The sequence below is a fragment of the Pseudomonas emilianonis genome, assembly GCF_023072625.1.
GTDB classification, from domain to species: Bacteria; Pseudomonadota; Gammaproteobacteria; order Pseudomonadales; family Pseudomonadaceae; genus Aquipseudomonas; species Aquipseudomonas paraveronii.
The window spans coordinates 1-23,054 of the sequence record NZ_JAKNRV010000027.1; the positions used below are offsets into that span (position 1 = coordinate 1).

General features: G+C 60.7%; 20 protein-coding genes and 1 pseudogene. 6 read left to right on the top strand and 15 right to left on the bottom strand.

Annotation, left to right across the window (positions count from 1 at the left end; genetic code table 11):
• The 6 genes and pseudogenes from L9Z73_RS05530 to L9Z73_RS05555 all read right to left on the bottom strand — a co-directional run.
• A pseudogene (locus L9Z73_RS05530) lies at positions 1 to 642 on the bottom strand (AMP-binding protein); the annotation flags it as partial.
• Complete coding sequence (locus L9Z73_RS05535; protein WP_247397219.1) at positions 639 to 1,184, bottom strand: hypothetical protein; 546 nt, start codon at positions 1,182 to 1,184, stop codon at positions 639 to 641. The gene L9Z73_RS05535 and the pseudogene L9Z73_RS05530, both read right to left, overlap by 4 nt.
• Positions 1,181 to 1,435, bottom strand: a complete 255-nt coding sequence (locus tag L9Z73_RS05540; RefSeq protein WP_247397222.1) for an acyl carrier protein — start codon at positions 1,433 to 1,435, stop codon at positions 1,181 to 1,183. The genes L9Z73_RS05535 and L9Z73_RS05540 overlap by 4 nt, the downstream gene beginning before the upstream one ends.
• A gap of 9 nt (positions 1,436 to 1,444) precedes the next feature.
• Entirely contained in the window at positions 1,445 to 1,714 is a 270-nt protein-coding gene (locus L9Z73_RS05545; protein WP_247397227.1) for a phosphopantetheine-binding protein, read from the bottom strand.
• Positions 1,692 to 2,504, bottom strand: a complete 813-nt coding sequence (locus tag L9Z73_RS05550; RefSeq protein WP_247397230.1) for a lysophospholipid acyltransferase family protein — start codon at positions 2,502 to 2,504, stop codon at positions 1,692 to 1,694. Before L9Z73_RS05550 ends, L9Z73_RS05545 begins: the two co-directional genes overlap by 23 nt.
• A complete protein-coding gene (locus L9Z73_RS05555) occupies positions 2,480 to 3,199 on the bottom strand; it encodes a beta-ketoacyl synthase chain length factor (protein WP_247397234.1) in 720 nt (239 codons plus the stop codon). The genes L9Z73_RS05550 and L9Z73_RS05555 overlap by 25 nt, the downstream gene beginning before the upstream one ends.
• Before the next feature lie 337 nt (positions 3,200 to 3,536).
• On the opposite strand from L9Z73_RS05555, the gene L9Z73_RS05560 reads away from it, so the two are divergent.
• The gene (locus L9Z73_RS05560) at positions 3,537 to 4,307 is read left to right on the top strand and encodes a ParA family protein (RefSeq protein ID WP_247397237.1); all 771 of its coding nucleotides are present in this window, start codon (positions 3,537 to 3,539) and stop codon (positions 4,305 to 4,307) included.
• 41 nt (positions 4,308 to 4,348) lie between these two features.
• Here the strand turns inward: L9Z73_RS05560 and trxC are convergent, their stop codons facing one another.
• On the bottom strand, positions 4,349 to 4,783 hold the full coding sequence (gene trxC / locus L9Z73_RS05565; RefSeq protein WP_247397239.1) for a thioredoxin TrxC: 435 nt from the start codon (positions 4,781 to 4,783) through the stop codon (positions 4,349 to 4,351).
• Between the two features lie 236 nt (positions 4,784 to 5,019).
• On the opposite strand from trxC, the gene L9Z73_RS05570 reads away from it, so the two are divergent.
• Both L9Z73_RS05570 and L9Z73_RS05575 read left to right on the top strand, forming a co-directional pair.
• The gene (locus L9Z73_RS05570; RefSeq protein ID WP_247397243.1) at positions 5,020 to 5,316 is read left to right on the top strand and encodes a type II toxin-antitoxin system HigB family toxin; all 297 of its coding nucleotides are present in this window, start codon (positions 5,020 to 5,022) and stop codon (positions 5,314 to 5,316) included.
• A complete protein-coding gene (locus L9Z73_RS05575; RefSeq protein ID WP_247397246.1) occupies positions 5,313 to 5,714 on the top strand; it encodes a helix-turn-helix domain-containing protein in 402 nt (133 codons plus the stop codon). The genes L9Z73_RS05570 and L9Z73_RS05575 overlap by 4 nt, the downstream gene beginning before the upstream one ends.
• Before the next feature lie 6 nt (positions 5,715 to 5,720).
• Here L9Z73_RS05575 and selO read toward each other — a convergent pair whose 3' ends face one another.
• The 4 genes from selO to L9Z73_RS31180 all read right to left on the bottom strand — a co-directional run bounded on the left by selO (position 5,721) and on the right by L9Z73_RS31180 (position 12,818).
• Positions 5,721 to 7,184 carry a protein adenylyltransferase SelO gene (gene selO / locus L9Z73_RS05580; protein ID WP_247397249.1) on the bottom strand — a complete coding sequence of 488 codons (1,464 nt, stop codon included), beginning with the start codon at positions 7,182 to 7,184 and terminating at the stop codon, positions 5,721 to 5,723.
• 48 nt (positions 7,185 to 7,232) lie between these two features.
• Positions 7,233 to 10,616 carry a mechanosensitive channel MscK gene (gene mscK, locus L9Z73_RS05585; protein WP_247397252.1) on the bottom strand — a complete coding sequence of 1,128 codons (3,384 nt, stop codon included), beginning with the start codon at positions 10,614 to 10,616 and terminating at the stop codon, positions 7,233 to 7,235.
• Between the two features lie 49 nt (positions 10,617 to 10,665).
• The gene (locus L9Z73_RS05590) at positions 10,666 to 12,408 is read right to left on the bottom strand and encodes a potassium/proton antiporter (protein ID WP_247397255.1); all 1,743 of its coding nucleotides are present in this window, start codon (positions 12,406 to 12,408) and stop codon (positions 10,666 to 10,668) included.
• A 278-nt stretch (positions 12,409 to 12,686) separates the two neighbouring features.
• Positions 12,687 to 12,818, bottom strand: coding sequence for a hypothetical protein (locus tag L9Z73_RS31180; RefSeq protein WP_282598523.1), 132 nt, complete (start codon positions 12,816 to 12,818; stop codon positions 12,687 to 12,689).
• A gap of 276 nt (positions 12,819 to 13,094) precedes the next feature.
• Here L9Z73_RS31180 and L9Z73_RS05595 point away from each other — a divergent pair, with 276 nt between their 5' ends.
• Positions 13,095 to 13,325 carry a hypothetical protein gene (locus tag L9Z73_RS05595; RefSeq protein ID WP_247397258.1) on the top strand — a complete coding sequence of 77 codons (231 nt, stop codon included), beginning with the start codon at positions 13,095 to 13,097 and terminating at the stop codon, positions 13,323 to 13,325.
• Positions 13,322 to 13,615 carry a cell division protein ZapA gene (locus L9Z73_RS05600; protein ID WP_247397261.1) on the top strand — a complete coding sequence of 98 codons (294 nt, stop codon included), beginning with the start codon at positions 13,322 to 13,324 and terminating at the stop codon, positions 13,613 to 13,615. The genes L9Z73_RS05595 and L9Z73_RS05600 overlap by 4 nt, the downstream gene beginning before the upstream one ends.
• On the opposite strand, the gene L9Z73_RS05605 is transcribed toward L9Z73_RS05600, so the two are convergent.
• Together L9Z73_RS05605 and putA are read right to left on the bottom strand one after the other, a co-directional pair.
• On the bottom strand, positions 13,612 to 15,414 hold the full coding sequence (locus L9Z73_RS05605) for an acyl-CoA dehydrogenase (RefSeq protein ID WP_247397265.1): 1,803 nt from the start codon (positions 15,412 to 15,414) through the stop codon (positions 13,612 to 13,614). The genes L9Z73_RS05600 and L9Z73_RS05605 overlap by 4 nt on opposite strands.
• 231 nt (positions 15,415 to 15,645) lie before the next feature.
• Complete coding sequence (putA, locus tag L9Z73_RS05610; RefSeq protein WP_247397268.1) at positions 15,646 to 19,599, bottom strand: trifunctional transcriptional regulator/proline dehydrogenase/L-glutamate gamma-semialdehyde dehydrogenase; 3,954 nt, start codon at positions 19,597 to 19,599, stop codon at positions 15,646 to 15,648.
• A gap of 462 nt (positions 19,600 to 20,061) precedes the next feature.
• Here putA and putP point away from each other — a divergent pair, with 462 nt between their 5' ends.
• Positions 20,062 to 21,546 (top strand): sodium/proline symporter PutP, encoded by a 1,485-nt coding sequence (putP, locus tag L9Z73_RS05615; protein ID WP_247397270.1) that lies wholly within the window; start codon positions 20,062 to 20,064, stop codon positions 21,544 to 21,546.
• An 82-nt stretch (positions 21,547 to 21,628) separates the two neighbouring features.
• On the opposite strand, the gene L9Z73_RS05620 is transcribed toward putP, so the two are convergent.
• Together L9Z73_RS05620 and L9Z73_RS05625 are read right to left on the bottom strand one after the other, a co-directional pair.
• Complete coding sequence (locus L9Z73_RS05620) at positions 21,629 to 22,003, bottom strand: hypothetical protein (RefSeq protein ID WP_247397272.1); 375 nt, start codon at positions 22,001 to 22,003, stop codon at positions 21,629 to 21,631.
• Positions 21,993 to 22,940, bottom strand: a complete 948-nt coding sequence (locus L9Z73_RS05625) for a hypothetical protein (RefSeq protein WP_247397275.1) — start codon at positions 22,938 to 22,940, stop codon at positions 21,993 to 21,995. The genes L9Z73_RS05620 and L9Z73_RS05625 overlap by 11 nt, the downstream gene beginning before the upstream one ends.
• Positions 22,941 to 23,054 lie beyond the last annotated feature (114 nt).

Genomic DNA, 23,054 nt, shown 5'->3' on the forward strand with positions numbered 1-23,054 from the left:
GCTGGCGACCCAGGCGAACTGTGGGTGCTCGCGGCTGGCGCGCTGCAAATCCTCCGGGAAGGCCAGTTGGCGGCGCACGAAGGTGCGGCCGGCGCATAACGGCCACAGCACGCGGAACAACAAACCGTAGATGTGCTGGGTGGCGACGCTGCCGATGATGCACGCGTCTTTAAGGTCTGCGCCCCACAGCGCTTCCAGCGCCTGCACCTCGTTGGCCAGTTGGCGCAGGGTCTTGTCGATGCGCTTGGGCTCGCCGCTGGAACCGGAGGTGCACAGGCTCAATTGGCACGTATCCAGGTCGAGGGCGGCAGGGCTCAACGGCGCTTGATACAGCGCGTCCAGATCGGCCGCTTCGGTCAGCCACGCGTCGACGGTATCGGCCCAGCGTTGGCGGGTCTGCGGTTGCAGATCGGCGGGCAGCAGCACGCCGACGCCGGCGCGCCAGGCACCCAGCAGGGCGATCGCCAGCAGGCCGGCGTCTTCCAGATGCACTGCCACGCGCTGAATGCCGCGTGCGTGCAGGCCTGCCGCCAGGCGCAGGGATTGCTCCCACAGTTGGGCGTGATTCATCGCAGGCTCGGTGGTGACCCAGCGCTGTTCCAGCGGCTCAAGCAGCAAGTGCTCAAGTTTCAACCCATTCATACGCGGCCTCGAACCCTTTGTCGTACCAGCCATTCCACGGCAAACAACAGCCCCATCAGCCCGTAGGCGATCAGGCCGTTGTACAACGTCCACCAGCTCAGCGGCGCCCACAGGGTGAGGGCGGCGGCGAGCAGGCCATTACACAGAAAAAACACGCTCCACACCACGGTGACCTGGCGCGTATACACAATGGCTTTCGGCGGCAATTGCGGGTCGGTCATGCGTGCCAGGCGCTCGACCATCGGCGGGCCGTATTTCAGGCTCAGGCCGAACAGCGTCAACATGAACGCACTGACCAGGCTCGGGTACCAGCGCAGCAGGTGCGGGTTATCGAACCAGGCCAGGGCTAAGCAAAACACGATGATCGCCATTGCCATCCAGCGGCTGCCGGGGCGCCTTGCACCCGTGAGCGCGCGCAGCAACCACAGGCCGCCGAGCAGCAGGCCGAATTGCCAAGGTGCAAAGTGTTCGGTGCCGTAATACACCGCAAAGGGGTACAGCAGCCCCGCCAGCAAAAGGCCAAGGCCGATCAGCCGGCTCATGCGGCAGGCGCGACCAGACGGTACACCGCCTCAACCACGTCATTCACGGTGCGCACGGCCTTGAACTCTTCGGCAGCGATCTTCTTGCCGGTCTGGCGCTTGATATGGTCGATCAGGTCCACCGCGTCGATGCTGTCGATTTCCAGGTCCTGGTACAGGTTGGCGTCGAGGGTGATGCGTTCAGGTTCCAGTTCAAACAGTTCCACCAAGGCAGCGCGCAGGGTGTTGAAAATATCGTCACGAGTTTGCATGGTACGGTCTCAAGCTGCCTTTCTGGCCGTGACGAACGCCGCAAGGCTGGCCACGTTGGTGAAGTGATTGCGGGTGTCCTTGGCGTCGGCATCTATCTTGATGCCGTACTTTTTCTGGATCGCCAGGCCCAGTTCCAGGGCATCGACTGAGTCCAGGCCCAGACCTTCGCCGAACAGGGGATCTTCGCTTTTGATGTCGTCGACGCTGATGTCTTCCAGGCCCAGGGCCTCGATGATTAGCGTCTTTATGTCGTGCTCAAGGCTGTTTGGGTTGCTCATCTTCGGCGAGCTCCTTAATGAAATAGTGATGCAGGTAATCGTTGAGCTTGCGTGAAGCCTGGGGCGCGGGCCCGAGTGCGGCGAACGCCTGTGGTTCTATATCGGCACCCACCCGTAAACTGAAGTGAAAGCGGCGTTTAGGAATGCGATACCAGGGTTCGGCCTTGGTCAGGGTGGTCGGGCTGACCTTGATCACCACGGGGGTAATGATTGTCGCACCGCGCAACGCAATCGCGGCGGCGCCGCGATGAAAGGCAGGCACCGCGCCGGGTGTGGTGCGGGTGCCTTCTGGAAAGATGATCAGGGTCTGACCTTCGCGCAGGGCATCGGCGGCGGCGTCGAGCATGTCCGCGCTGCCGTCGTTGCTGATGTAGCCGGCATCGCGCACCGGTCCACGGGTGAACGGGTTTTGAAACAGGCTCTGCTTGACCACGCAGTTGGTCTGGCGCATCAGGCCGATCAGGAACACCACGTCGATCAGTGACGGGTGGTTGGCGACGATCATCTGGCCGGGGCGCCCGAGTTTGTCGGCACCGTCGACGCTGAACGTCAGAATGCCCAAACGCTGCATCATCCGAATGAACAACCAGAACAGGCGACTGATGGTGTGGCGCGCACGCCGTTGGTGCTGCTTGGCCGTCCCCGGCAGGCAACCGAGCAACGGAAATACCAACAAACGCAGGCACAGGCCGCCGACGCCAAACAGCGTGAAGCTGGCGGCGGTGGCGAGCAGGCGCCAATAGTAGGCGTCCCGTGGCTTATCGTTCAGGGTTTGCGTTGCCAGTTCCATACGCGGTTCTTCCAGGCATGTTGGCAGGCGCCCTGTTCGGTCAACAGGGTGCGCAGCAGGTTCAGGGCGTGGGGCCGCTGGGTGTGAGTGGGTTGGACAGTGCCGCTGGTGAGTTCCAGTTGCCACTCGTCGCCTGGTGTCAGCAGCAGGCCGAGGGCGTAGGGGAAGGGCACATCCATGATCCAACTGGCGTAGGCCTCGGGCGGCTGCTCCTCGGTGATCACCAGCAGTACCGCCGGAGCGCCTTCGTTGAGCAGCGCGGCCGCTTCGAGCATGCCGTGTTCCAGGCCATCGCCGGCGGCGGCAAGGGCGGTCATTTCGCTGGTTTCATTGCGCAGGATCGACCACAAGCCAATCACCGCGTTATGCACCGACAGGCTGAACTGGGTCGGTGACAGCGGCTGGTCGTTGGCCAGGTCGCTGAGGATGTCGAGGGTGCGCGGGGTTTCGCCGTGGCGGGAAATGAACACCAGCGGCAGGTCTTGCAAACCCTCGGCCATCGGCCAGCCTACGCTGAATGCCATGCGCGCCAGGCGGCTCAGGCGGCGGCGCTGCATGGCCGGTAAAAACGAGACGTCGGGGGAGGCTTCGCTGGCGGGCAGCAACACGGGGGCCTTGCACCAGGCGCGCCAGTCGTCCGCACTTTCGAGGCCCGGGGCCCAGGCGCGCCATTGGGCGATATTGAAATTGATCACTGAGACGTTATCCCGCCCCTGCGGGCTTCCATGTGCGGCCACTGGCCCCGAATACCGGGACAGGGAGCAACAGCCGAATGGCGCGCATTATCCCGGTGCTGCGGGGTTCTAGCAAACTTTGGTAAAGATTTGTTCACGGCTGATTACAATTTGCAGGGGAGGATTTACAGATTGTCCTTCACTGAGAGCCGAGTTGGATTGTCGGACTGTTCCTTTTCATTTGTATGTCGAATGCTGCATCCGGGCGTTAATGCAGCAGTGCATGGATGAACGAGGTAGCTAACAGGCGCTTTTGCCCTCTACACTCGGGCATTCATTGGTACCCGGAGGTTTTTCCATGCGGCGCGTGGTGTTCAATCAAAAAGGCGGGGTTGGCAAGTCCAGCATCGCCTGTAACCTGGCGGCGGTCAGCGCCAGTGAAGGCTATCGAACCCTGTTGGTGGACCTCGATGCACAAGCCAACTCCACTCAGTACCTCACTGGGCTGACTGGCGACGATATACCGATGGGTATTGCCGAGTTCTTTAAGCAAACCCTGTCTTCCGGGCCGTTCGCCAAGAAAAACCGGGTGGATATCTACGAAACGCCGTTCGACAACCTGCACGTGATCACCGCCACCGCCGAGCTGGCGGACTTGCAGCCCAAGCTCGAAGCCAAGCACAAGATCAACAAGCTGCGAAAGCTGCTGGATGAACTGAGCGAAGACTACGACCGGATTTACCTGGATACCCCGCCGGCGTTGAATTTTTATGCGGTTTCTGCGCTGATTGCCGCTGATCGTGTATTGATCCCCTTCGATTGCGACAGCTTCTCGCGCCAGGCTCTGTATGGCGTGCTGGCGGAAATCGAAGAATTGAAGGAAGACCACAACGAAGGCCTGGAAGTGGAAGGCATCGTGGTCAACCAGTTCCAGGCGCGGGCGAGCCTGCCGCAGCAGATGCTCGATGAGTTGATTGCCGAAGGCTTGCCGGTGCTGCCGGTGTACCTGGCGAGTTCGGTACGCATGCGTGAGTCGCACCAGCAGAACAAACCACTGATCCACTTGGACCCACGGCACAAGCTGACGCAGCAGTTTGTGGAGTTGCATAACCTGCTGGAAAACGCCTGACCTAAAGCACCACACTGGCCTGCGTTGTGCTCAAGGTCGAGTTACACCCCTTGGCTACGCAACCAGCTCATCAACTGCGGTAACGGAAACGCCCCGCTCTGGCGCGCCACTTCGCGGCCGTTCTTGAACAGAATCAAACTGGGAATCGAGCGAATCCCCAACTGCGCCGACAACTGCTGATTGGCCTCGCTGTCGAGCTTGGCCAACCGACATTTACCCGCTAACTGCCCAGCCGCCTGTTCAAACACCGGCGCGAACGATTTGCACGGTCCACACCACTCGGCCCACACATCCACCAGCAATGGCAGGTCGCCCTTGATCTGACTGGCGTAGTCGCCCTGTTTCAGCTCAAAAGGCTTGTTCAACAAAACCGGTTGCTTGCAGCGCCCGCACTTCGGCGTGTCAGTCAGGCGTTCGCCGGGGATGCGGTTGAGACCGTTGCAGTGCGGGCAGGGGATGACGAGAGGGTCGGACATGGTGGCGCTCCTTGGATATGGCCAATGGCGTGTATTTGGAGTCAGGTCTGGGGTTTATCAAGGCGTGGGAGCGGAGACTCATCCGTTCACAGTTTCGCCATGTCGATGTGAGGCCGCTTATCTAGGCTGTTGGAGCTTGTTCTGTTTTGCGCCATCTGTCTGTTTGCGGTTATAGCAAATTGCGATAGTTTGGGTTCGGGTTTAACCTTCATAGCAAGATGCGATAAGGATGTTGCATGCGAGTGATTAGTGAGAAAAGGATCTGGGAAGCAAAGGAGAAGTGGCCACGCTCAGCGAGTGCTCTGGATGAGTGGTACCGACGGATAAAGCGCAATAACCCGGGAGATTTCGCGTCAATGAAAGGCATTTTTCCCGCGACTGATAAAGTCGGGCAGTTCCATGTGTTCGACATCGGTGGCAATAAACTGAGGTTAATTGTGTTCGTGCGGTACCCAACACAACGAATTTACATCAAACATCTGCTCGATCATCGCGAATATGAGCAAGACAAGTGGAAGGAGGCAATCAGATGAGCGCACTCATTCAGCTCGCCGCTGAACATTGGCAATTTGTTTCACCATTACTGCGCAAGCCAAAAAACGAGGCGGATTACGATGCACTGGTTGCTGCCCTCGACGAGCTGCTGGATTTGGTCGGGGAGGACGAATCAAATCCGCTTATGAGCCTGGTAGATATTCTCAGTGACTGGATCGAAGCCTACGATCACGCACATCGTCCGATGCCTATCGCCAGTGGTGTTGACGTGTTGCGCGCGATGATGCGCGAACACGGTTTGAGTCAAAGTGATCTGCCAGGCTTGGGCACGCAGTCAGTTGTTTCCGAGATACTGAGCGGTAAGCGCAAGCTCAATCTGCGGCAGATTAAATGGTTGGCCGAACGCTTTGGTGTGTCCGTGGAGACGTTCATTTAGCTGACTCTACGAAGAACAACTAATCTCCAAATGCTTGCCCCAATCCGGCGGCCGCTGTGCGTACTGCTCCATCCCCGGCTGTTCCTCAAACGGCTTGCTCAACACCTCGTGCAACCGTCGCACTTCGCTGTAATCCCCCGACTCGGCGGCGGTGATGGCGTTCTGTGCGAGGTAATTGCGCAGGATGTACAGCGGGTTCACCGCATGCATCCGCGCACGGCGCTGTTCTTCGCTGTACTCGCCATCGCGCGCCACGCGGGCCTTGTACGCGTCGGCCCAGGCATCGAACCCGAGCATGTCGACAAAGTCGTCACGCAACCGCGCCAGCGCGAGCGCCGCCGGCTCATCGCCCAGGCGCCGGAAGAACAGCGTGTAGTCAACGCTGCTGTTCTGCATCAACTGCAGCAAGCGCTCCACCAGTTGCTGGTCATCGTCTTCGGCGGTGGTCAGCCCCAGCCGGCGGCGCATCAGGTCCAGGTAGTGCGCCTGGTACAGCGGAAGGTACAGGTCGAGGGTTTCCTTCAAGGCGTCGACGCTGATAAACGGTGTGAGCGCCTGTGCCAGCGCACTGAGGTTCCACTGCCCGATCGGCACCTGATTGCTGAAGGAGTAGCGCCCTTCATGATCGGAGTGGTTGCAGACGAAGTGCGCGTCAAAGTCGTCGAGAAACGCAAACGGCCCGAAGTCGAAGGTGATGCCGAGGATCGACATGTTGTCGGTGTTCATCACCCCGTGACAGAAGCCATAGGCCTGCCATTTGGCGATCAGTTCGGCGTTGCGCTCGACGACTTCGCGGAACATCGCCAGGTACGGTTCGGGCTGTTCCTGGCACTCGGGGAAGTGCAGCTTCAATACATGTTCCGCCAGTTCCGCCTGCTGCTCGGGCTTCTTGGTGTAGTAGAAGTATTCGAAATGGCCGAAGCGGATATGGCTATGGGCCAGGCGTAGCACCATCGCCCCGCGTTCCTGCTTCTCACGCCAAACCGGCGTGCTGGAGCCGATCACGCACAGCGCGCGGCTGCTGGGGATGCCCAGTGCGTGCAGCGCTTCTGACGCCAGAAACTCCCGAATCGACGAGCGTAGCACTGCGCGGCCATCGCCCATGCGCGAGTAGGGCGTCTGCCCGGCGCCCTTGAGGTGCAGGTCCCAGTGTTCGCCGGCGCGGTTATACACCTCGCCGAGCAGCAAGCCACGGCCATCACCCAGTTGCGGGTTGTAGGAGCCGAACTGATGCCCGGAATACACCATCGCGCGCGGTTCGGCTTCGGCCCACAACTTATGGCCGCCGAACAGCTCGGCGAATACTGGCGTTTCTGCTATGGCCGGGTCGAGGTCGAGCAGGGCCATGGCGGCGTTGCTCGCCACGACCAGGCGCGGGTCGTCGAGGGGTTCGGGCAGGACGTGGGTTGAGAACGCGTCGCCCAGGCGTGCGAAGCGGTTGTCGAAGGTCAGTTCGTCGAGGGCTTTCACCGGCCATCTCCAGCAGAATGTCCGAGCATTCTGCTGGGGATAGGCGCTTTAGTCGAGCGTGGAGGGCGGCGGCTCGGGCGCGTCGACCACTTTGCCTGGCGGTGGCTTCGGCGCGTCTGGGGCCTTTGCCGGGTCGGCGATGGTGTGGTTCTCGTCTTCCACCGGCACCAGCTTGTACTCCTGGCCGTGCAGGTTTTTCAGGTAAACCTCCATCTGCCGGAACGAGATGTTGATATGGTTGTTCTTGAACTCGCGGTTAATAAAACGGTTCACCTCGTCGATCACCGGGTTGCGGTCACCGAGGTCACGCACGTGCATACGCAGTTCGTGGTCGAGGGTGCTTTCGCCGAAGTTGAGGAAGTACACGAGGGGTTCGGGCTCTTTCAGGACCCGTGGGTTTTCCCGTGCGGCCTGAAGCAGCAGGGCCTTCACCAGGTCGAGGTCGGAGCCGTAGTCCACGCCGAGTTTGAGGGTGACCCGGGTAATGGTGTCGGTCAGCGACCAGTTGATCAGTTGCCCGGTGATGAAGGTTTTGTTCGGGACAATGATGTCCTTGCGGTCGAAGTCGGTGATGGTGGTGGCGCGGATGCGGATCTTGCTCACCGTGCCTGACAGGTTGCCGATGGTGATGGTGTCGCCGATCCGCACCGGGCGCTCGAACAGGATCATGATGCCGGAGATAAAGTTGGCGAAGATCTCCTGCATGCCGAAGCCCAGGCCCACCGACAGCGCCGCCACCAGCCATTGCAACTTGTCCCAGCTCACGCCGAGGGTCGACAGGGTCGAGACGAACCCCACGCCGGCAATTACATAGGACAGCAACGTGGTGGTGGCGTAAGCGCTGCCCTGGGCCAGGTCCAGCTTGGACAGCACCAGCACCTCGAGCAAACCGGGCAGGTTGCGCGCCAGGGCGAAGGTGATGCCGATGATGATCAGCGCGCCGAGCATGTCGCCGATGCTGATCGGCACCATGCTGATATTGGCCCCGGTGCCGCTGGTGTATTCGTAGAGGGTGACGTTGTCCAGGTAGGAAAACACCGAGATCAGATCCGACCACACCCAGTACAGCGCCGCGATGAAGCCGCCGAGCAGGGCCAGTCGGATCAGGCGCATGGATTGTTCGTTGACCTGTTCAATGTCCAGGGTCGGCTCTTCGATCACCGCCTCGCCGTCGCCGGCTTCTTTGGCGGCCTGGCGTTTTGCCAGCGCCCGCGAATAGGCCAGGCGCCGGGCCGCGACGCCCAGGCCGCGGACGAACGTGGCTTCGATCACCAGCCAGAACATCAGCAGGTACAGGGTGTTGATCAACCGATCGCTGAGCTTCAGGGCGGTGTAGTAATAGCCAAAGCACACGGCGATAAACAGTGCGATGGGCAGCGCGGTAAACAACAGGCCCGCGCCTTTGCGAAAGAGTGAGGCTTTCTCGTGGGTCGTGCTGTGCAACAGCAGGCGGCCCAACAGCCAGGCCATCAGCGCGTAGCAGGTCAGCACCACGCCGATGCCGAGCACGTCGTCGGCCAGTGCCGCCGGCTGATGCTCGGCAATGGCCACCACGGCCACCAGCGCCAGTACCACCAGCCCGAGCTTGCGCACCCAGCCTTGCAGGAATTCGACCTGCGGACGTTCCCAGCGGAAGTGCAATTCGGCTACGCCGCCCGGCGCGAGGATTCGGTAGGCGGTGTAAAACACCATCCACGCCTGGGCGATCTGCAACAGTGCGGCGCCCAGGTTGGCGTTTTGCCCGCGGGCGTCGATCTGCAACGCATAACCGCATAACGCCAGGCCCAAGGCCACGGGCATGGCCAGCAGGATATTCACCAGGATCGCCTGGGGCGTGTGCCATTGGCTGTCACGCTTGAAGTGGCCGATGTCCAGGTGGACCTTTTTCAGGCGTGCGTACAAGGCATTGCGCCGCCACAGCAGCGCGCCGATCAACAGCAGCAACGGCAGGAACAGCAGCGGGCGCTGGGTCAGGCCGTCGTACAGTTCGCTGACGCTGGAGGCCCAGGGCAGGGAGGTGACTTGCTTGCTCAGGTGATCCGGGACGGTTTCCAGCCACTCGGTGTCCAGTGGCTTGTTGCTGGGAATCCAGAACATCTGTTCATCAAGGGTCGCACGCAGGCTGGTGGCGGTGCTGAGCAGTTGTTTCTGGTTCAGTTGCAGGGTGATCGATTCATTGAGCAGCGCGCTCAGCTCGCGGCTCAAGCGCTCGAGCAGGTCGCTGCGGGTAATCGCCAGTTCCAGCAGGGTGCGCCGCAATTGCGGGGTGACCTCATCCGGCGGCTGGTTGGCCAGCAGGTTATCCACGTAGGTGCTGGGCGAGCTGATCAGTTCGCGTTGCTGGTTGACCTCGAACTGGTACAGGCGAATGTTGGCGATATTGTCTGCCAGGTCGCGGTCGACCGTCAGACGCGGCAATGCCTGCTTCTGTTTGTACAGAATCTTCGACAGCAGCAGGCTGCCCTTGAGCACGTTGATCTGCTCTTCCAGCGCCGAGTCGCTCTGGGTCACGGCGTCCAGTTGCTGCTTGGTCTGCAGGTTCTTCTGGGTCAGGTCGTTGAGGCGGTCGGTGCTTTTGAGCAGGTAGTCGGACAGTTTCAGGTTGGTCGCGCTTTCCGTGGCCAACAGGCTGCTGCCGCCGGCTTTCTGCGCTTCGATGGACTGTTGGGTCACCGTCTGCTGGGACTGGGCCAGGCGTTTCTGGTTGATCAGGGTTTGCAGGTCCTGGATCTCTTGTTCCAGGCGCGCGGTTTTTTCCACTACCAGGTCATGCTGGCTGTTGCCCAGGTCTTGCAGTTGGCTGTTGCCGGCCAGTTCCTGGCGGCGCAGCGGGATCAGTGCATTCAGCGACGCCAGTTCGGCGTTCAACTGGTTGCGCTGGTCGGCGCTGAGGGTTTTGCCGTTGTCCTTGCCGGTCTTGAGGATCGCATTGATCTGCTGGATGCGCGTCTGGCTGCTGCTGATTTCGGTCTGGGCGCGCTCGGGGCGAGTTTGGGCGGCGATGGTCAGGCTGTTGGCTTCGGCCAGGTCTTTTTGCAGGTCGCCTTGCTGGGTGGTGCGCTGCACCAGCAGTTGTTCCAGTTGCGGCACCGGCAAGGTGGCGTAGCGTTGGGCTACCGGGACGATCTTAGTCGCCTTGAGCCGGGTCAATTCGCGCTGGTTTTCGTTGGTCAGGCGGGGGGCGTCTTGCAGCTGGCGCTTGAGATCGGCCAGGCGCTGCTCGTAATCCTGCTTGTTGCCCAGGTAGGTCAACGTCTGCTGCAGGATCGCCTGCAGCGCCTTCATGTCGGCGTCGGGCAGCTTGCGGTCGGGCAGCTTGTCCAGGGTTTGCTGGATAGCGTCGGCGCTGGGCGGGTCGGCGGCGTGTACGTTGCCGACACAAAGGGTCAGGCCCAGCAGGGCAGTGGCGAGAAAAGTGCGCAGGGTTGGCATAGAGACCGGTCGAGCAAGGTGAAGAAACGGGGCAGTGTTGCCCCGCAGTTTAGAGGAAGAGTCCGGGGCCCGGGCGACTTCCTTCGGGGAATCTGACGCCGACTTTGCCAATCTTGTTCCCGTCCATGACCGCGACGGTCCAGATCGTGTTGTTCCACTCCACCTGGTCGCCGACCACCGGCGCGCCGCCGACTTTCTGGGTGATGAAGTGGCTCAATGGCATGTCCGCGTCGATGCCTTCGAGCTGCAGACCATACAGCGCCGACACCGCGCCGAGCTGGGCGTCGCCTTCGAGGACGAAGTCGCCGAAGAAACGCAAATCCAAGCCGCGTTGCGGCGCCTGGCTGAACAGTTTGCCCAGGGCTGGCAGGTTGTGTTCGTGACCGATCACGCAGAGCAAGTCGTCGGCTTCCAGCACCGTGCTACCCGATGGATGGAGCAGTTGCTGGCCACGGAACAGCGCCGCGATGCGCGTGCCTTCGGGCATCCTCAGTTCGCGCAGGGCCGCGCCGATGCACCATTTTTCCGCGCCCAGGCGGTAGACGAACAGCTCCCACTCGCTGGTGACGTGGACTTCCAGGGCGGCGCGGGAAATCGGCGCCGGCTCCGGTGGTACGGTTACTTTCAGCAGCTTGGCCACCCACGGCAGGCTGGTGCCTTGCACCAGCAGCGAGACCAGCACGATAAAGAACGCCAGGTTGAAGTACAGCTGTGCATGGGGCAGGCCGGCCATCAGCGGGAACACCGCAAGAATGATCGGCACCGCGCCGCGCAAACCGACCCAGGCGATAAAGGCTTTTTCGCGGTCGTGGAACGCCTTGAACGGCAGCAGGCCGACCATCACCGACAGCGGCCGCGCAAACAGGATCATCCACAGCGCCAGGCCCAGGGCGGGCAGCGCAATCGGCAGCAGATCGTGGGGCGTGACCAGCAGGCCCAGCACCAGGAACATGCCGATCTGGGCGAGCCAGGCCATGCCGTCGAGCATATGTAAAATGCCATGACGGCTGCGCACCGGGCGGTTGCCGATCACCAGGCCGCACAGGTACACGGCGAGGAAGCCGCTGCCGTGCAGGGCGTTGGTCAGGGCGAAAACGAACAGGCCGCCGGCGATTACCAGGATCGGGTACAGGCCGTTGGCCAGGTTGATCCGGTTGACCATCTGCAGCATCAGCCAGCCGCCGCCCAGGCCGATGAGGCCGCCGATGCCGAACTCGCGCACCAGGTGAATCAGCAGGTTCCAGTGCAGACCGGTCTGGCCGCTGGCGAGCATGTCGATCAGGGTGACGGTCAGGAACACCGCCATCGGGTCGTTGCTGCCGGATTCGATTTCCAGGCTGGCGGAGACCCGTTCGTTGAGCCCCTTGCCGCCGAGCAGCGAGAACACTGCGGCGGCGTCGGTGGAGCCGACAATCGCGCCGATCAGCAAACCTTGAATGATATTGAGGTCGAACAGCCAGGCTGCGGCCATGCCGGTGAGACCGGTGGTAATCAACACCCCCACCGTGGCCAGCGACAACGCCGGCCAGAGTGCCACGCGAAAACTCGCCACCCGTGTGCGTAAGCCGCCGTCGAGCAGGATCACGGCCAGGGCGAGGTTGCCCACCAGATAGGCGGTGGGGTAGTTATCGAAGATGATGCCGCCGCCGTCGACGCCGGCGACCATGCCCACGGCCAGGATGATCACCAGGATCGGAATGCCCAGGCGGGACGAAAGAGAGCTCACCAGAATGCTTGCACTCACCAGCAACGCGCCGATCAAGAACAGGCTGTTGATGGTCGTCGCATTCAAAGGCAGTACTCCATGGGCAAAATAAGACGGGCGCATTCTGACCATGCAGTCTGCGTGCCAGCGATTCTAACCTGTTGAATTGCCGCGCTGTCAAAAAGGTTTTAACGACGGGCGCAGATCTAAATGTGGGAGGGGGCTTGCCCCCGATAGCGGTGGGCCAGCTACAGATAAGCTGACTGACAAATCGCAATCGGGGGCAAGTCGAATCGTCGCACCGCCCCTCCCACATTTTCGACCAAGTGCAGTCAGTGAGAGGCGAAACCGCCCGACCATCCCATTCAAATCCACCGGCAGGCGCGGATTTTGCTCATTTGGTTCAGGGCGAACACACCGAGAAACAACATGAGTGCGCCAATCAGGGCGAAGCCTGGGAAGGCGCGCGGCGCAATATTCATATTACGAAGAGACATGCGGGAATCCTGTGCAGATGCGCGCTCCATGCTGCCTTGAGATGGGCTAAGCACCACCTATCGGCAGTGCGATTAAAGTCTAAAGTGGCATGTGCTTTTATCGCATCTGACGAGGGGTTGGGCCGATTCAGGAACCTGATGGGGGAAATGCAGTCACTAAGGCTCGAAAGTGTCGCCCGGCCCTTAACAATCGGGCTGCGCGCCGGGGATAACCCTGGCATCCGAGGTGAATTTTCTTTATCGTCACCGCCCTTTGAAAAAGACCAGGAAATCAAAATGTTAGAAGCATCCCTCAGTCAACTGGAACAACTGGTCAGCGACCTGGTACAGCAGAATCACGACCTGTTGGGCACCAATGAATCCCTCAAGGCGGAACTGGCCCGCGCCAAGGATGAGAACGACAGCCTGCAATTGAACCTGATGGAGCAGGAAGAAAAGAACGGCGCTACCGCTGCGCGTATCCAGGCGTTGGTTGAGCGTGTGAGCGCAGGTCCTGTCAGCGCATGAACGAAGGGATAAAGGTCGTTTCGATTCTCGGAGAGGATTACTCGATCAAGGCACCGGCCGGGGAAGATCAAACCCTGATGCAAGCCGTGACCCTGCTCAAGGCCTCCCTGGCGACTACCAAGAAAAAGTACCCGACCCTGATCGGTGACAAGCTATTGGTGCTGGCCGCGCTGAACCTGTGCGCCGAGCAGATCGAAATGCAACAGCGTCACCAGCAGGAACTCGACCGTTACCAAGAGCAAGTCAGCGCCACGGTCGAGGTGATTTCCAAGGCTATCGGCCAGCCTTAGAACCACTCATCCTGCATGCCGAGGCACGTATCATCGCGGGCCTCCAGAATCGCCAGTTCATGATGGCAGCCCGGTACTTCCCAAGTCAGGAAGTACCGGGCGGCCTGGAGCTTGCCTTTATAGAAGGCGGTGTCCGCCGCATTGCCCTTGGCCAGGCCTTCTTCGGCGCGAATCGCCTGCTCCAGCCAGCGCCAGCCAATCACCGTGTGTCCGAATACCTTCAGGTACAGCGCCGAATTCGCCAGGCTGCTGTTGACTTTGCCTTGGGCGAGATCCGTCAGCAGGCCGATCGTCACGCTTTGCAGGCGCGCCACCAGGTGTTCCAGCGGTTCTCTCAAGGCATTCAGCGAGGGGTATTGTTGCGCCCGTGCGCCCGTTTCGGCGATCAACCGAATCAACTGCTTCAGGCCGGCGCCGCCGTTCTGCGCCAGCTTGCGCCCCAACAGGTCCAGGGACTGGATGCCGTGGGTGCCTTCATGGATCGGGTTGAGGCGGTTGTCACGGTAGTACTGCTCCACCGGGTATTCACGGGTGTAGCCGTGGCCGCCGAGGATCTGGATCGCCAGCTCGTTGGCCTTGAGGCAGAACTCCGAGGGCCAGGATTTGACGATCGGGGTCAGCAGGTCGAGCAGTTCGTGGGCGCGCTTGCGCTCGACGTCGGTTGCCAGGGTGGTGGTGTCGTCGAACAGGCGTGCGGCATACAGGCCGAGGTCGAAGGCGCCTTCGACGTAGGCTTTCTGGATCAGCAGCATGCGCTTGATATCGGCGTGCTGGATGATCGACACCGGCGCGGTGCTAGGGTCTTTGCTGTCCGGCAGGCGGCCCTGCGGACGTTCGCGTGCGTATTCCAGGGAATACAGGTAACCGGCGTAACCGAGCATCACCGCGCCCATGCCGACGCCGATGCGCGCTTCGTTCATCATCTGGAACATGCAGCTCAGGCCCTGATGCGGCTTGCCCACCAGATAGCCGACGCAGTGCCCATTATCGCCGAAATTCAGCGCCGTGGACGTGGTGCCGCGCCAACCCATCTTGTGGAATAGCCCGGCCAGCAACACATCGTTGCGCTCGCCCAGGCTGCCATCGTCGTTGACCAGTAATTTTGGCACGATAAATAGCGAAATGCCCTTCACCCCGGCCGGTGCGTCCGGCAGCTTGGCCAGCACCATATGCACGATGTTTTCCGACAGTGGGTGGTCGCCGCCGGAGATAAAAATCTTGTTGCCCTTGAGGCGATAGCTGCCGTCCGCCGCAGGCTCGGCGCGGGTCCGAATGTCCGACAGCGACGAGCCGGCATGAGGCTCGGTCAGGGCCATGGTGCCGAAGAAACGCCCCTCGATCATCGGTTGCAGGAAGCGTTGTTTCTGCTCCTCGGTGCCGAAACTTTCGATCAGGTTGGCGGCGCCCATGGTCAGGAACGGGTAGGACGTTGACGCGGCGTTGGCCGACTGGAAGTGCGCGAAGCAGGCCTGGGACAGCAACGTCGGCAACTGCATGCCGCCAGCTTCGAAACTGCGCGCGGCATTGAGAAAGCCCGCTTCGAGGAATGCGTCCACCGCCGGTTTGACTTCCGGAATCAGGATGGCCTTGCCGTCCTCGTAGCGCGGTTCGTTTTCGTCGTTCTTGCGGTTATGCGGGGCGAAGTACTTCTCGGCAATGTTCCGGGCGGTACTGATGGCCGCGTCGAAGGTTTCGCGATTGTGTTCGGCAAACCGCTCGCGCTGGGTCAAGCCCTCGGCATCAAGGACTTCGTACAGCTCGAAAGCCAGATTGCGGGAACTGAGTAGCGTCTCGGACATGGCGGCTTACCTGTGTGGGAAGGGGCCTGAGTCTAAGTGCGGGAATGGAGGGCGGCTAGCAAGATTGATATGGGTGATGGAGGGGCAGAACGCGGACGAGGAATTGAAATGCAGCCGAATGTGGGAGGGGGCTTGCTCCCGATAGCAATGTTTCAGTCATACAAGGTGCGTTGACTGATCCACCGCTATCGGGAGCAAGCCCCCTCCCACATGTTGACCGCGTTCCGGCAGTTAGCCGATGGTCATCAGGCTGGCGTTACCACCGGCTGCTGCGGTGTTGACGCTCAACGCACGCTCGATCACCAGACGCTCCAGGGCGATCGCAGTCTCGCCTTGGGACAAACCATGCACCCCGACAATCGCCCCGCTACGCTGGGCCACTTGCTGGCAAACCGCGCGCAGTTGATCGGAGTCGCCATGGTGCAGGACCGCGTCGAACACGACTTCGTCCTTGGTCCAGTCGGCCACACGCTTGATCTTCGCCTGAATCTCCCTCGGCAGGCGTGGGAACAAGGCTTTGGTCAGCTCAGTTTCCGGCCATACCGCCGAACCGCCGACGGCCAATACCGCCGCCAGTTGGGTCAGCAGGTCGCCTTCTACTTCCGCCAGGCACAGTACGTGCTCGCGGGGCAGGATGGCGTAGCTGTTGCGCTCGCCGGTCGGACCGGCCAACAGGCGGGTGATACCGCTTTGCGATTGCGCGGCGAACCGGCTGCACAGGGCACTCAGTTCGCTGAGCGTGTTGCTGTCGGCCCAGGCTTTCAAGGCGGTCAGCGGTTGGCTCATGGCATCGCGCAGGCGCACGTCCGGTGCGGACAATGCATCACCCCGAACGAAGGATTGCTCGATCGCATCGGTAGGACGCGTCGACAGCAGGCGGTACAGGTACAGCGGACCACCGGCTTTCGGGCCGGTGCCCGACAAACCTTCGCCGCCAAACGGCTGCACGCCGACCACGGCCCCGACAATGTTGCGGTTGACGTAGACGTTACCGGCATGAACGTTGTCGATCACCTTGGCGATGGTCTCGTCGATGCGCGTGTGTACGCCCAGCGTCAGGCCGTAGCCGGAAGCGTTGATCTGGCCGATCAACTGGTCGATCTCTTTACGCTTGTAGCGCACCACGTGCAGCACCGGGCCGAAGATCTCCCGTTGCAACTCGTCGAAGCTTTCCAGTTCGATCAGGGTTGGCATCACGAAGGTGCCGCGCTTGATCTCTTCGCCGTCGGCAATTGCCACCTGGTAAACAGTGCGGCCTTTGTCGCGCATGGCCTGGATGTGCTTCTCGATGCCGGCCTTGGCTTCGGCGTCGATCACCGGGCCGATATCCACCGACAGGCGCTCAGGGTTGCCCAAACGGCATTCAGCCATGGCGCCCTTGAGCATTTCGATGACGCGGTCTGCAGAATCTTCCTGCAGGCACAGGACGCGCAGGGCCGAGCAACGCTGGCCGGCACTGTCGAAGGCCGACGACACCACGTCGATGACCACTTGTTCGGTCAGGGCCGAGGAGTCGACGATCATCGCGTTCTGGCCGCCGGTTTCGGCGATCAGCGGAATCGGCCGGCCTTGGGCATCCAGGCGACCGGCGACATTGCGTTGCAGCAGGCGTGCGACTTCGGTGGAACCGGTGAACATCACGCCTTTGACGCGATCATCACCGACCAGACGCGCACCGACGGTTTCGCCCTGGCCCGGCAGCAGTTGCAGTACGCCTTCCGGAATGCCGGCTTCGAGCAGGATGCGCACCGCTTGTGCAGCCACCAGCGGGGTTTGCTCGGCAGGCTTGGCCAATACCGGGTTACCGGCGGCCAGTGCGGCAGCGACTTGACCACTGAAAATCGCCAGCGGGAAGTTCCACGGGCTGATGCAGACCACCGGACCCAATGGGCGGTGGGCGTCGTTGGTGAAATCGTGACGCGCCTGCACGGCGTAGTAACGCAGGAAGTCCACGGCTTCACGCACTTCGGCGATGGCGTTGGCGAAAGTCTTGCCGGCTTCACGGGCCAGCAGGCCCATCAGCGGCTGGATCTCGCCTTCCATCAGGTCGGCGGCACGTTCGAGGATCGCGGCACGCTCGGCAGGCGGGGTGGCCTGCCAGATCGGGCCGGCGTTGATGGCGCACTGGATCGCGTTGTCGACGTCGTCGACGGTGGCTTCCTGTACGTGGCCGACCACATCACGCAGGTCGGACGGGTTCAGGACCGGCGCAGCGGCTTCATTGCTGGAGGCGCAGCCCAGCATCGGCGCGGCTTTCCAGTGGTTGTGCGCGGTGGCCAGCAGGGCGCAGGACAGCGACGCCAAGCGGTGTTCGTTGGCCAGGTCGATACCGGCCGAGTTGGCACGGTCGCTGCCGTACAGGTCACGCGGCAATGGAATGCGCGGGTGCGGCAGGCCGAAGCCGCCTTCCAGCGTCGCCATTTGCTCGATGCTGGCCACTGGATCGGCCACCAGCTCCTGAATCGAGATGGACTGGTCGGCAATGCGGTTGACGAACGAGGTGTTGGCGCCGTTTTCCAACAGGCGACGCACCAGGTAGGCCAGCAGGGTTTCGTGGGTGCCGACCGGTGCGTACACGCGGCACGGACGGTTCAGCTTGCCATCGGCAACCTTGCCGACTACCTGCTCGTACAGCGGTTCGCCCATGCCGTGCAGGCATTGGAACTCGTACTGGCCGGGGTAATAGTTCTGACCGGCGATATGGTAGATGGCCGACAGGGTGTGGGCGTTGTGCGTGGCGAACTGCGGGTAGATGACTTCCGGCACCGACAGCAGTTTGCGTGCGCAGGCAATGTAGGACACGTCGGTGTACACCTTGCGGGTGTAGACCGGGTAGCCTTCCAGGCCTTCGACCTGGGCGCGCTTGATTTCGCTGTCCCAGTACGCGCCTTTTACCAGGCGGATCATCAGGCGGTGGCGGCTGCGGCGCGCCAGGTCGATGACGTAGTCGATCACATACGGGCAACGCTTCTGGTAGGCCTGGATCACGAAACCGATGCCGTTCCAGCCGGTCAGTTGCGGCTCGAAGCACAGGCGTTCGAGCAGGTCCAGGGACAGTTCCAGGCGGTCGGCTTCTTCGGCGTCGATGTTCAGGCCGATGTCGTATTGCTTGGCCAGCAAGGTCAGGGACAGCAGGCGCGGGTACAGCTCGTCCATCACGCGTTCGTACTGGGCGCGGCTATAACGCGGGTGCAGGGCCGACAGCTTGATGGAAATGCCCGGGCCTTCATAAATCCCACGGCCGTTCGAGGCTTTGCCGATGGAATGAATGGCCTGCTCGTAAGAAGCGAGGTACTTCTGCGCATCGTGTTCGGTGAGTGCGGCTTCACCGAGCATGTCGTAGGAATAGCGGAAGCCCTTGGCTTCGAACTTGCTCGCATTGGCGAGGGCTTCGGCGATGGTTTCGCCGGTGACGAACTGCTCGCCCATCAGGCGCATGGCCATGTCGACGCCCTTGCGGATCATCGGCTCGCCGCTCTTGCCGATGATGCGGCTCAGGGACGAGGTAAGGCCGGCTTCGTTATGCGTGGAGACCAGTTTGCCGGTCAGCAGCAAGCCCCAGGTGGCGGCGTTGACGAACAGCGACGGGCTGTTGCCCAGGTGCGGCTGCCAGTTGCCGGTGCTGATCTTGTCGCGGATCAGTGCGTCACGGGTACCTTTGTCCGGGATGCGCAGCAGCGCTTCGGCCAGGCACATCAGTGCCACGCCTTCCTGGGACGACAGGGAGAATTCCTGCAGCAAGCCCTGGACGATGCCGGCACGGCCGCCAGCGCTCTTCTGGTTGCGCAGTTTTTCTGCAATCGACGCGGCCAGCTTATTCGTGGCTTCGGCCATCTGTGCCGGCAGGCGAGCCTGTTCGATCAGCATCGGCACCACTTCCGGCTCAGGGCGACGGTAAGCGGCGGTGATCGAGGCGCGCAGGACGGATTGCGGCAGGATGCTCTCGGCGAACTCGAGGAAACACTGATGGGCGTGGTCGGACTGGACCTCGCCTGCATCGTCGGCCTCCTTGCTGCTCAAGCCATTGAGCTCGGTCAGGGTTGCACCACCCTCGAGTTTCTCCAGGTAATTGAAAATCGCCTGCTTGATCAGCCAGTGCGGCGTGCGATCAATGGAGGTCGCGGCCGCCTTCAGGCGTTCGCGGGTCGGGTCGTCGAGTTTGACCCCAAGGGTGGTCGTAGCCATTTTCTTATCCTCATGGGTGCCACTACCGAGTGGCATCAGCTGGCGGCAAGATTAGCTTCGCTCTGGAAGAGGTGCAACCGGGTGCAACCCTTTTTATGCATGAAATTTTCGAGGTTCAATCGGAAAAAATCCCGGCCTCGACCGATTCCGCTTCTAGTTGGTGCATTTACTTCTGAGATCGGCTGTTCTTGCTCCGAAAAGGAGCAAAAACGGGGTGTTTTGAGCAAAATACATCAAGGTGCAACTTATTCGCGAGAAACTGGTTGCACCTTATTTGCTTTGTTGAATAGCATTCGCGGCCAAGGTGCAACCACGCTTAGGGTGTGGTTCATCGGCTGGCGGCTTTCCTGGGGAAACGTCAGTCATAAATGCGTGCGATGCAGGTACATTCACTCACTGAGTCAGTGGGTGGCCGTCTGACAGACCGCCGCTACATAAAAACAAAGCCAGGGCGTCACTTCTATGAGCGTTAGCAATCCAACCCTGATCACGTTCGTGATCTACATCGCAGCAATGGTGCTGATCGGCTTGATGGCCTATCGCTCCACCAACAACCTTTCCGATTACATCCTGGGCGGTCGCAGCCTCGGTAGCGTGGTGACTGCCTTGTCAGCCGGTGCTTCCGATATGAGCGGCTGGTTGTTGATGGGCCTGCCGGGTGCCATCTACATGTCCGGCCTGTCGGAAAGCTGGATCGCCATCGGCCTGATCGTCGGTGCGTACCTCAACTGGCTGTTCGTGGCCGGTCGCCTGCGCGTGCAGACCGAGCACAACGGCGACGCCCTGACGCTGCCGGATTACTTTTCCAGCCGTTTCGAAGATAAAAGCGGCCTGCTGCGGATCATCTCTGCGGTGGTGATCCTGGTGTTCTTCACCATCTATTGCGCTTCCGGCATCGTAGCCGGTGCCCGACTGTTCGAAAGCACCTTCGGCATGTCCTACGAGACCGCCCTGTGGGCCGGCGCTGCGGCGACCATTGCCTACACCTTCGTGGGTGGTTTCCTGGCCGTGAGCTGGACCGACACCGTACAAGCCACCCTGATGATCTTCGCGCTGATCCTCACACCGATCATCGTGCTGCTGGCCACTGGCGGCATCGACACCACGTTCCTGGCGATCGAAGCGAAGAACCCCGACAACTTCAACATGCTGAAAAACACCAGCTTCATCGGCATCATCTCGCTGATGGGCTGGGGCCTGGGTTACTTCGGCCAGCCGCACATCCTCGCGCGCTTCATGGCGGCGGATTCGGTGAAGTCGATCGCCAAGGCGCGTCGCATTTCGATGACCTGGATGATCCTGTGCCTGGCCGGCACCGTGGCCGTGGGCTTCTTCGGTATTGCCTACTTCTCGGCGCACCCGGAAGTGGCCGGCCCGGTCAACGAGAACCACGAACGTGTGTTCATTGAACTGGCCAAGCTGCTGTTCAACCCATGGATTGCGGGCGTTCTGCTCTCGGCGATTCTGGCGGCGGTCATGAGCACCCTGAGCTGCCAATTGCTGGTGTGCTCCAGCGCCCTGACCGAGGACTTCTACAAGACCTTCCTGCGCAAAAACGCCTCCCAGGTTGAACTGGTGTGGGTCGGCCGTGTCATGGTGCTGCTGGTGGCGTTGATCGCCATCGCCATGGCTGCCAACCCGAATAACCGCGTGTTGGGCCTGGTGAGCTACGCCTGGGCCGGTTTCGGCGCTGCGTTCGGCCCCGTGGTACTGATCTCGGTGATCTGGAAACAGATGACCCGCAACGGCGCACTGGCTGGCATTCTGGTCGGCGCGATCACCGTGATCGTGTGGAAGCATTTCGAGCTGCTGGGCCTGTACGAAATCATCCCAGGCTTCATCTTCGCCAGCCTGGCGATCTACATCGTCAGCAAGCTGGGCGCGCCGACTGCGGGTATGGTTGAGCGGTTTGATGCTGCGGAGAAAGACTACAACCTCAACAAATAAAGCCTCGGGCGTTATGCGCCCGATGTGTTGAAGAAAACGGCTCGCTATCTTTTGGATAGCGGGCCGTTTTTCTGTCTGGAGCTTAAGCAAAGTAGATAACGACCAAACCGATCATCCCTGCCAGGCCTGTCAGCGCGGTGCCGTGAAGCATAAGTTTTGTTCTGCGCGGAAAGGCTTGTACCTGTTGAAGGTCAATAACACCCCGTCTTACATTTATCCTCGGCAGAGCAATGGCCACATACACTGCGCAAAGCCTCATCATCCTTTCGCGCGGTGAGTTTCCCCAATAGCTGTTGTGGAAGGCGACCAGGCGGCACTTGTCCAAGAGCGCTTCCATGGGTTCAAGTTTTCGGTAACACAAGAAGAACCCGATGATGTTGGTGATGATGACTGCGGATGCAGAGCTGATGGCAATCAAGGAAGTAGCAGGGAGATTCAAGAAGTAATCAATACTCATACAAAAGTTCTCCTACCTTCTCGCCGCCTTCCCCACCTAAGTACCCACCGGCCGCACCTCCGGCTCCCCCGGCCAATAGCATGCAAGCTAAGGATACCGGACCAGTGGTGGGGGCCAATATGGCAAAGCATAGGAGTGATCCGGCAGCGCCGCCCACCACGCCGCCTGACACCCCTAACGTCAGTTTCCCAAGTTCCACATATTTTGCTCTTCTGCATTGTTCTTCCCGCCCGGTAGAACACGCCTCCTTGATCTCCAACGCCGTTGCAGTCGTACTCAGCGCGATGCCTAGCGGCGTGCCTTTTTTCAGCAGTTTTGCCGTCTTCGAAACCCGCGCAATCGTTTCGCTGTACCTCTTTATCTCTCCGCTGTGCAAATAGCTCGTGGTCGAGATTCCCAGCATTTTCTTGATCGAACCTTCATTGCGTGGCCCTGTGCCATAACGCGCAAAACTACGCATTTGCGCGTCCAGTTTGGCAAACAGGGTTTGGCGTCGAGCGAGGAACTCATCTCGCGCAGCACCGCCACCCCGGCGCAGGAGTTGTTTGTGCAATGCATCAATTTCTTCGAGGGTTTTTGCAATGTTTTGCAAGTGTCGACTCCAGGCATCACCTGCAGTGCCTATCCCCAGCGAAGCGTAACCCAGCAGTTTTTTCAGCAAGTCGTAGTTGTGCAGTGCAAAGGCATCTCCGCCTTCGGCCATCACGCTATGGCGAATATCCCAGGCGGCTCGCATCAAGTGTGACTCTTGCGGGGTGCAGATCGCAGTGGCTTCGTCACCGATGATCACTAACTGTCCTGGCAGTACGACAACATTGCGGATGTGAGTATTGAGCGTGTCGAACTTGGCGTCGGCGTATGGGCTCAAGCGCAAACTTGCCTTGAGCTCCACCGAGGTTTGTTGGCGGTCATTGATGAAGGCATAGGGCTGAGGCATTAGCGACTCCCCAGCCATGGTGATCGGTTCGAAGGGAGGTCATTGCTTGCCATGGAAACAGTCCTTTTTGAATGAGCATGGCTGCGCAATTTAAAGAGCGGTTCGAGCGGTGTC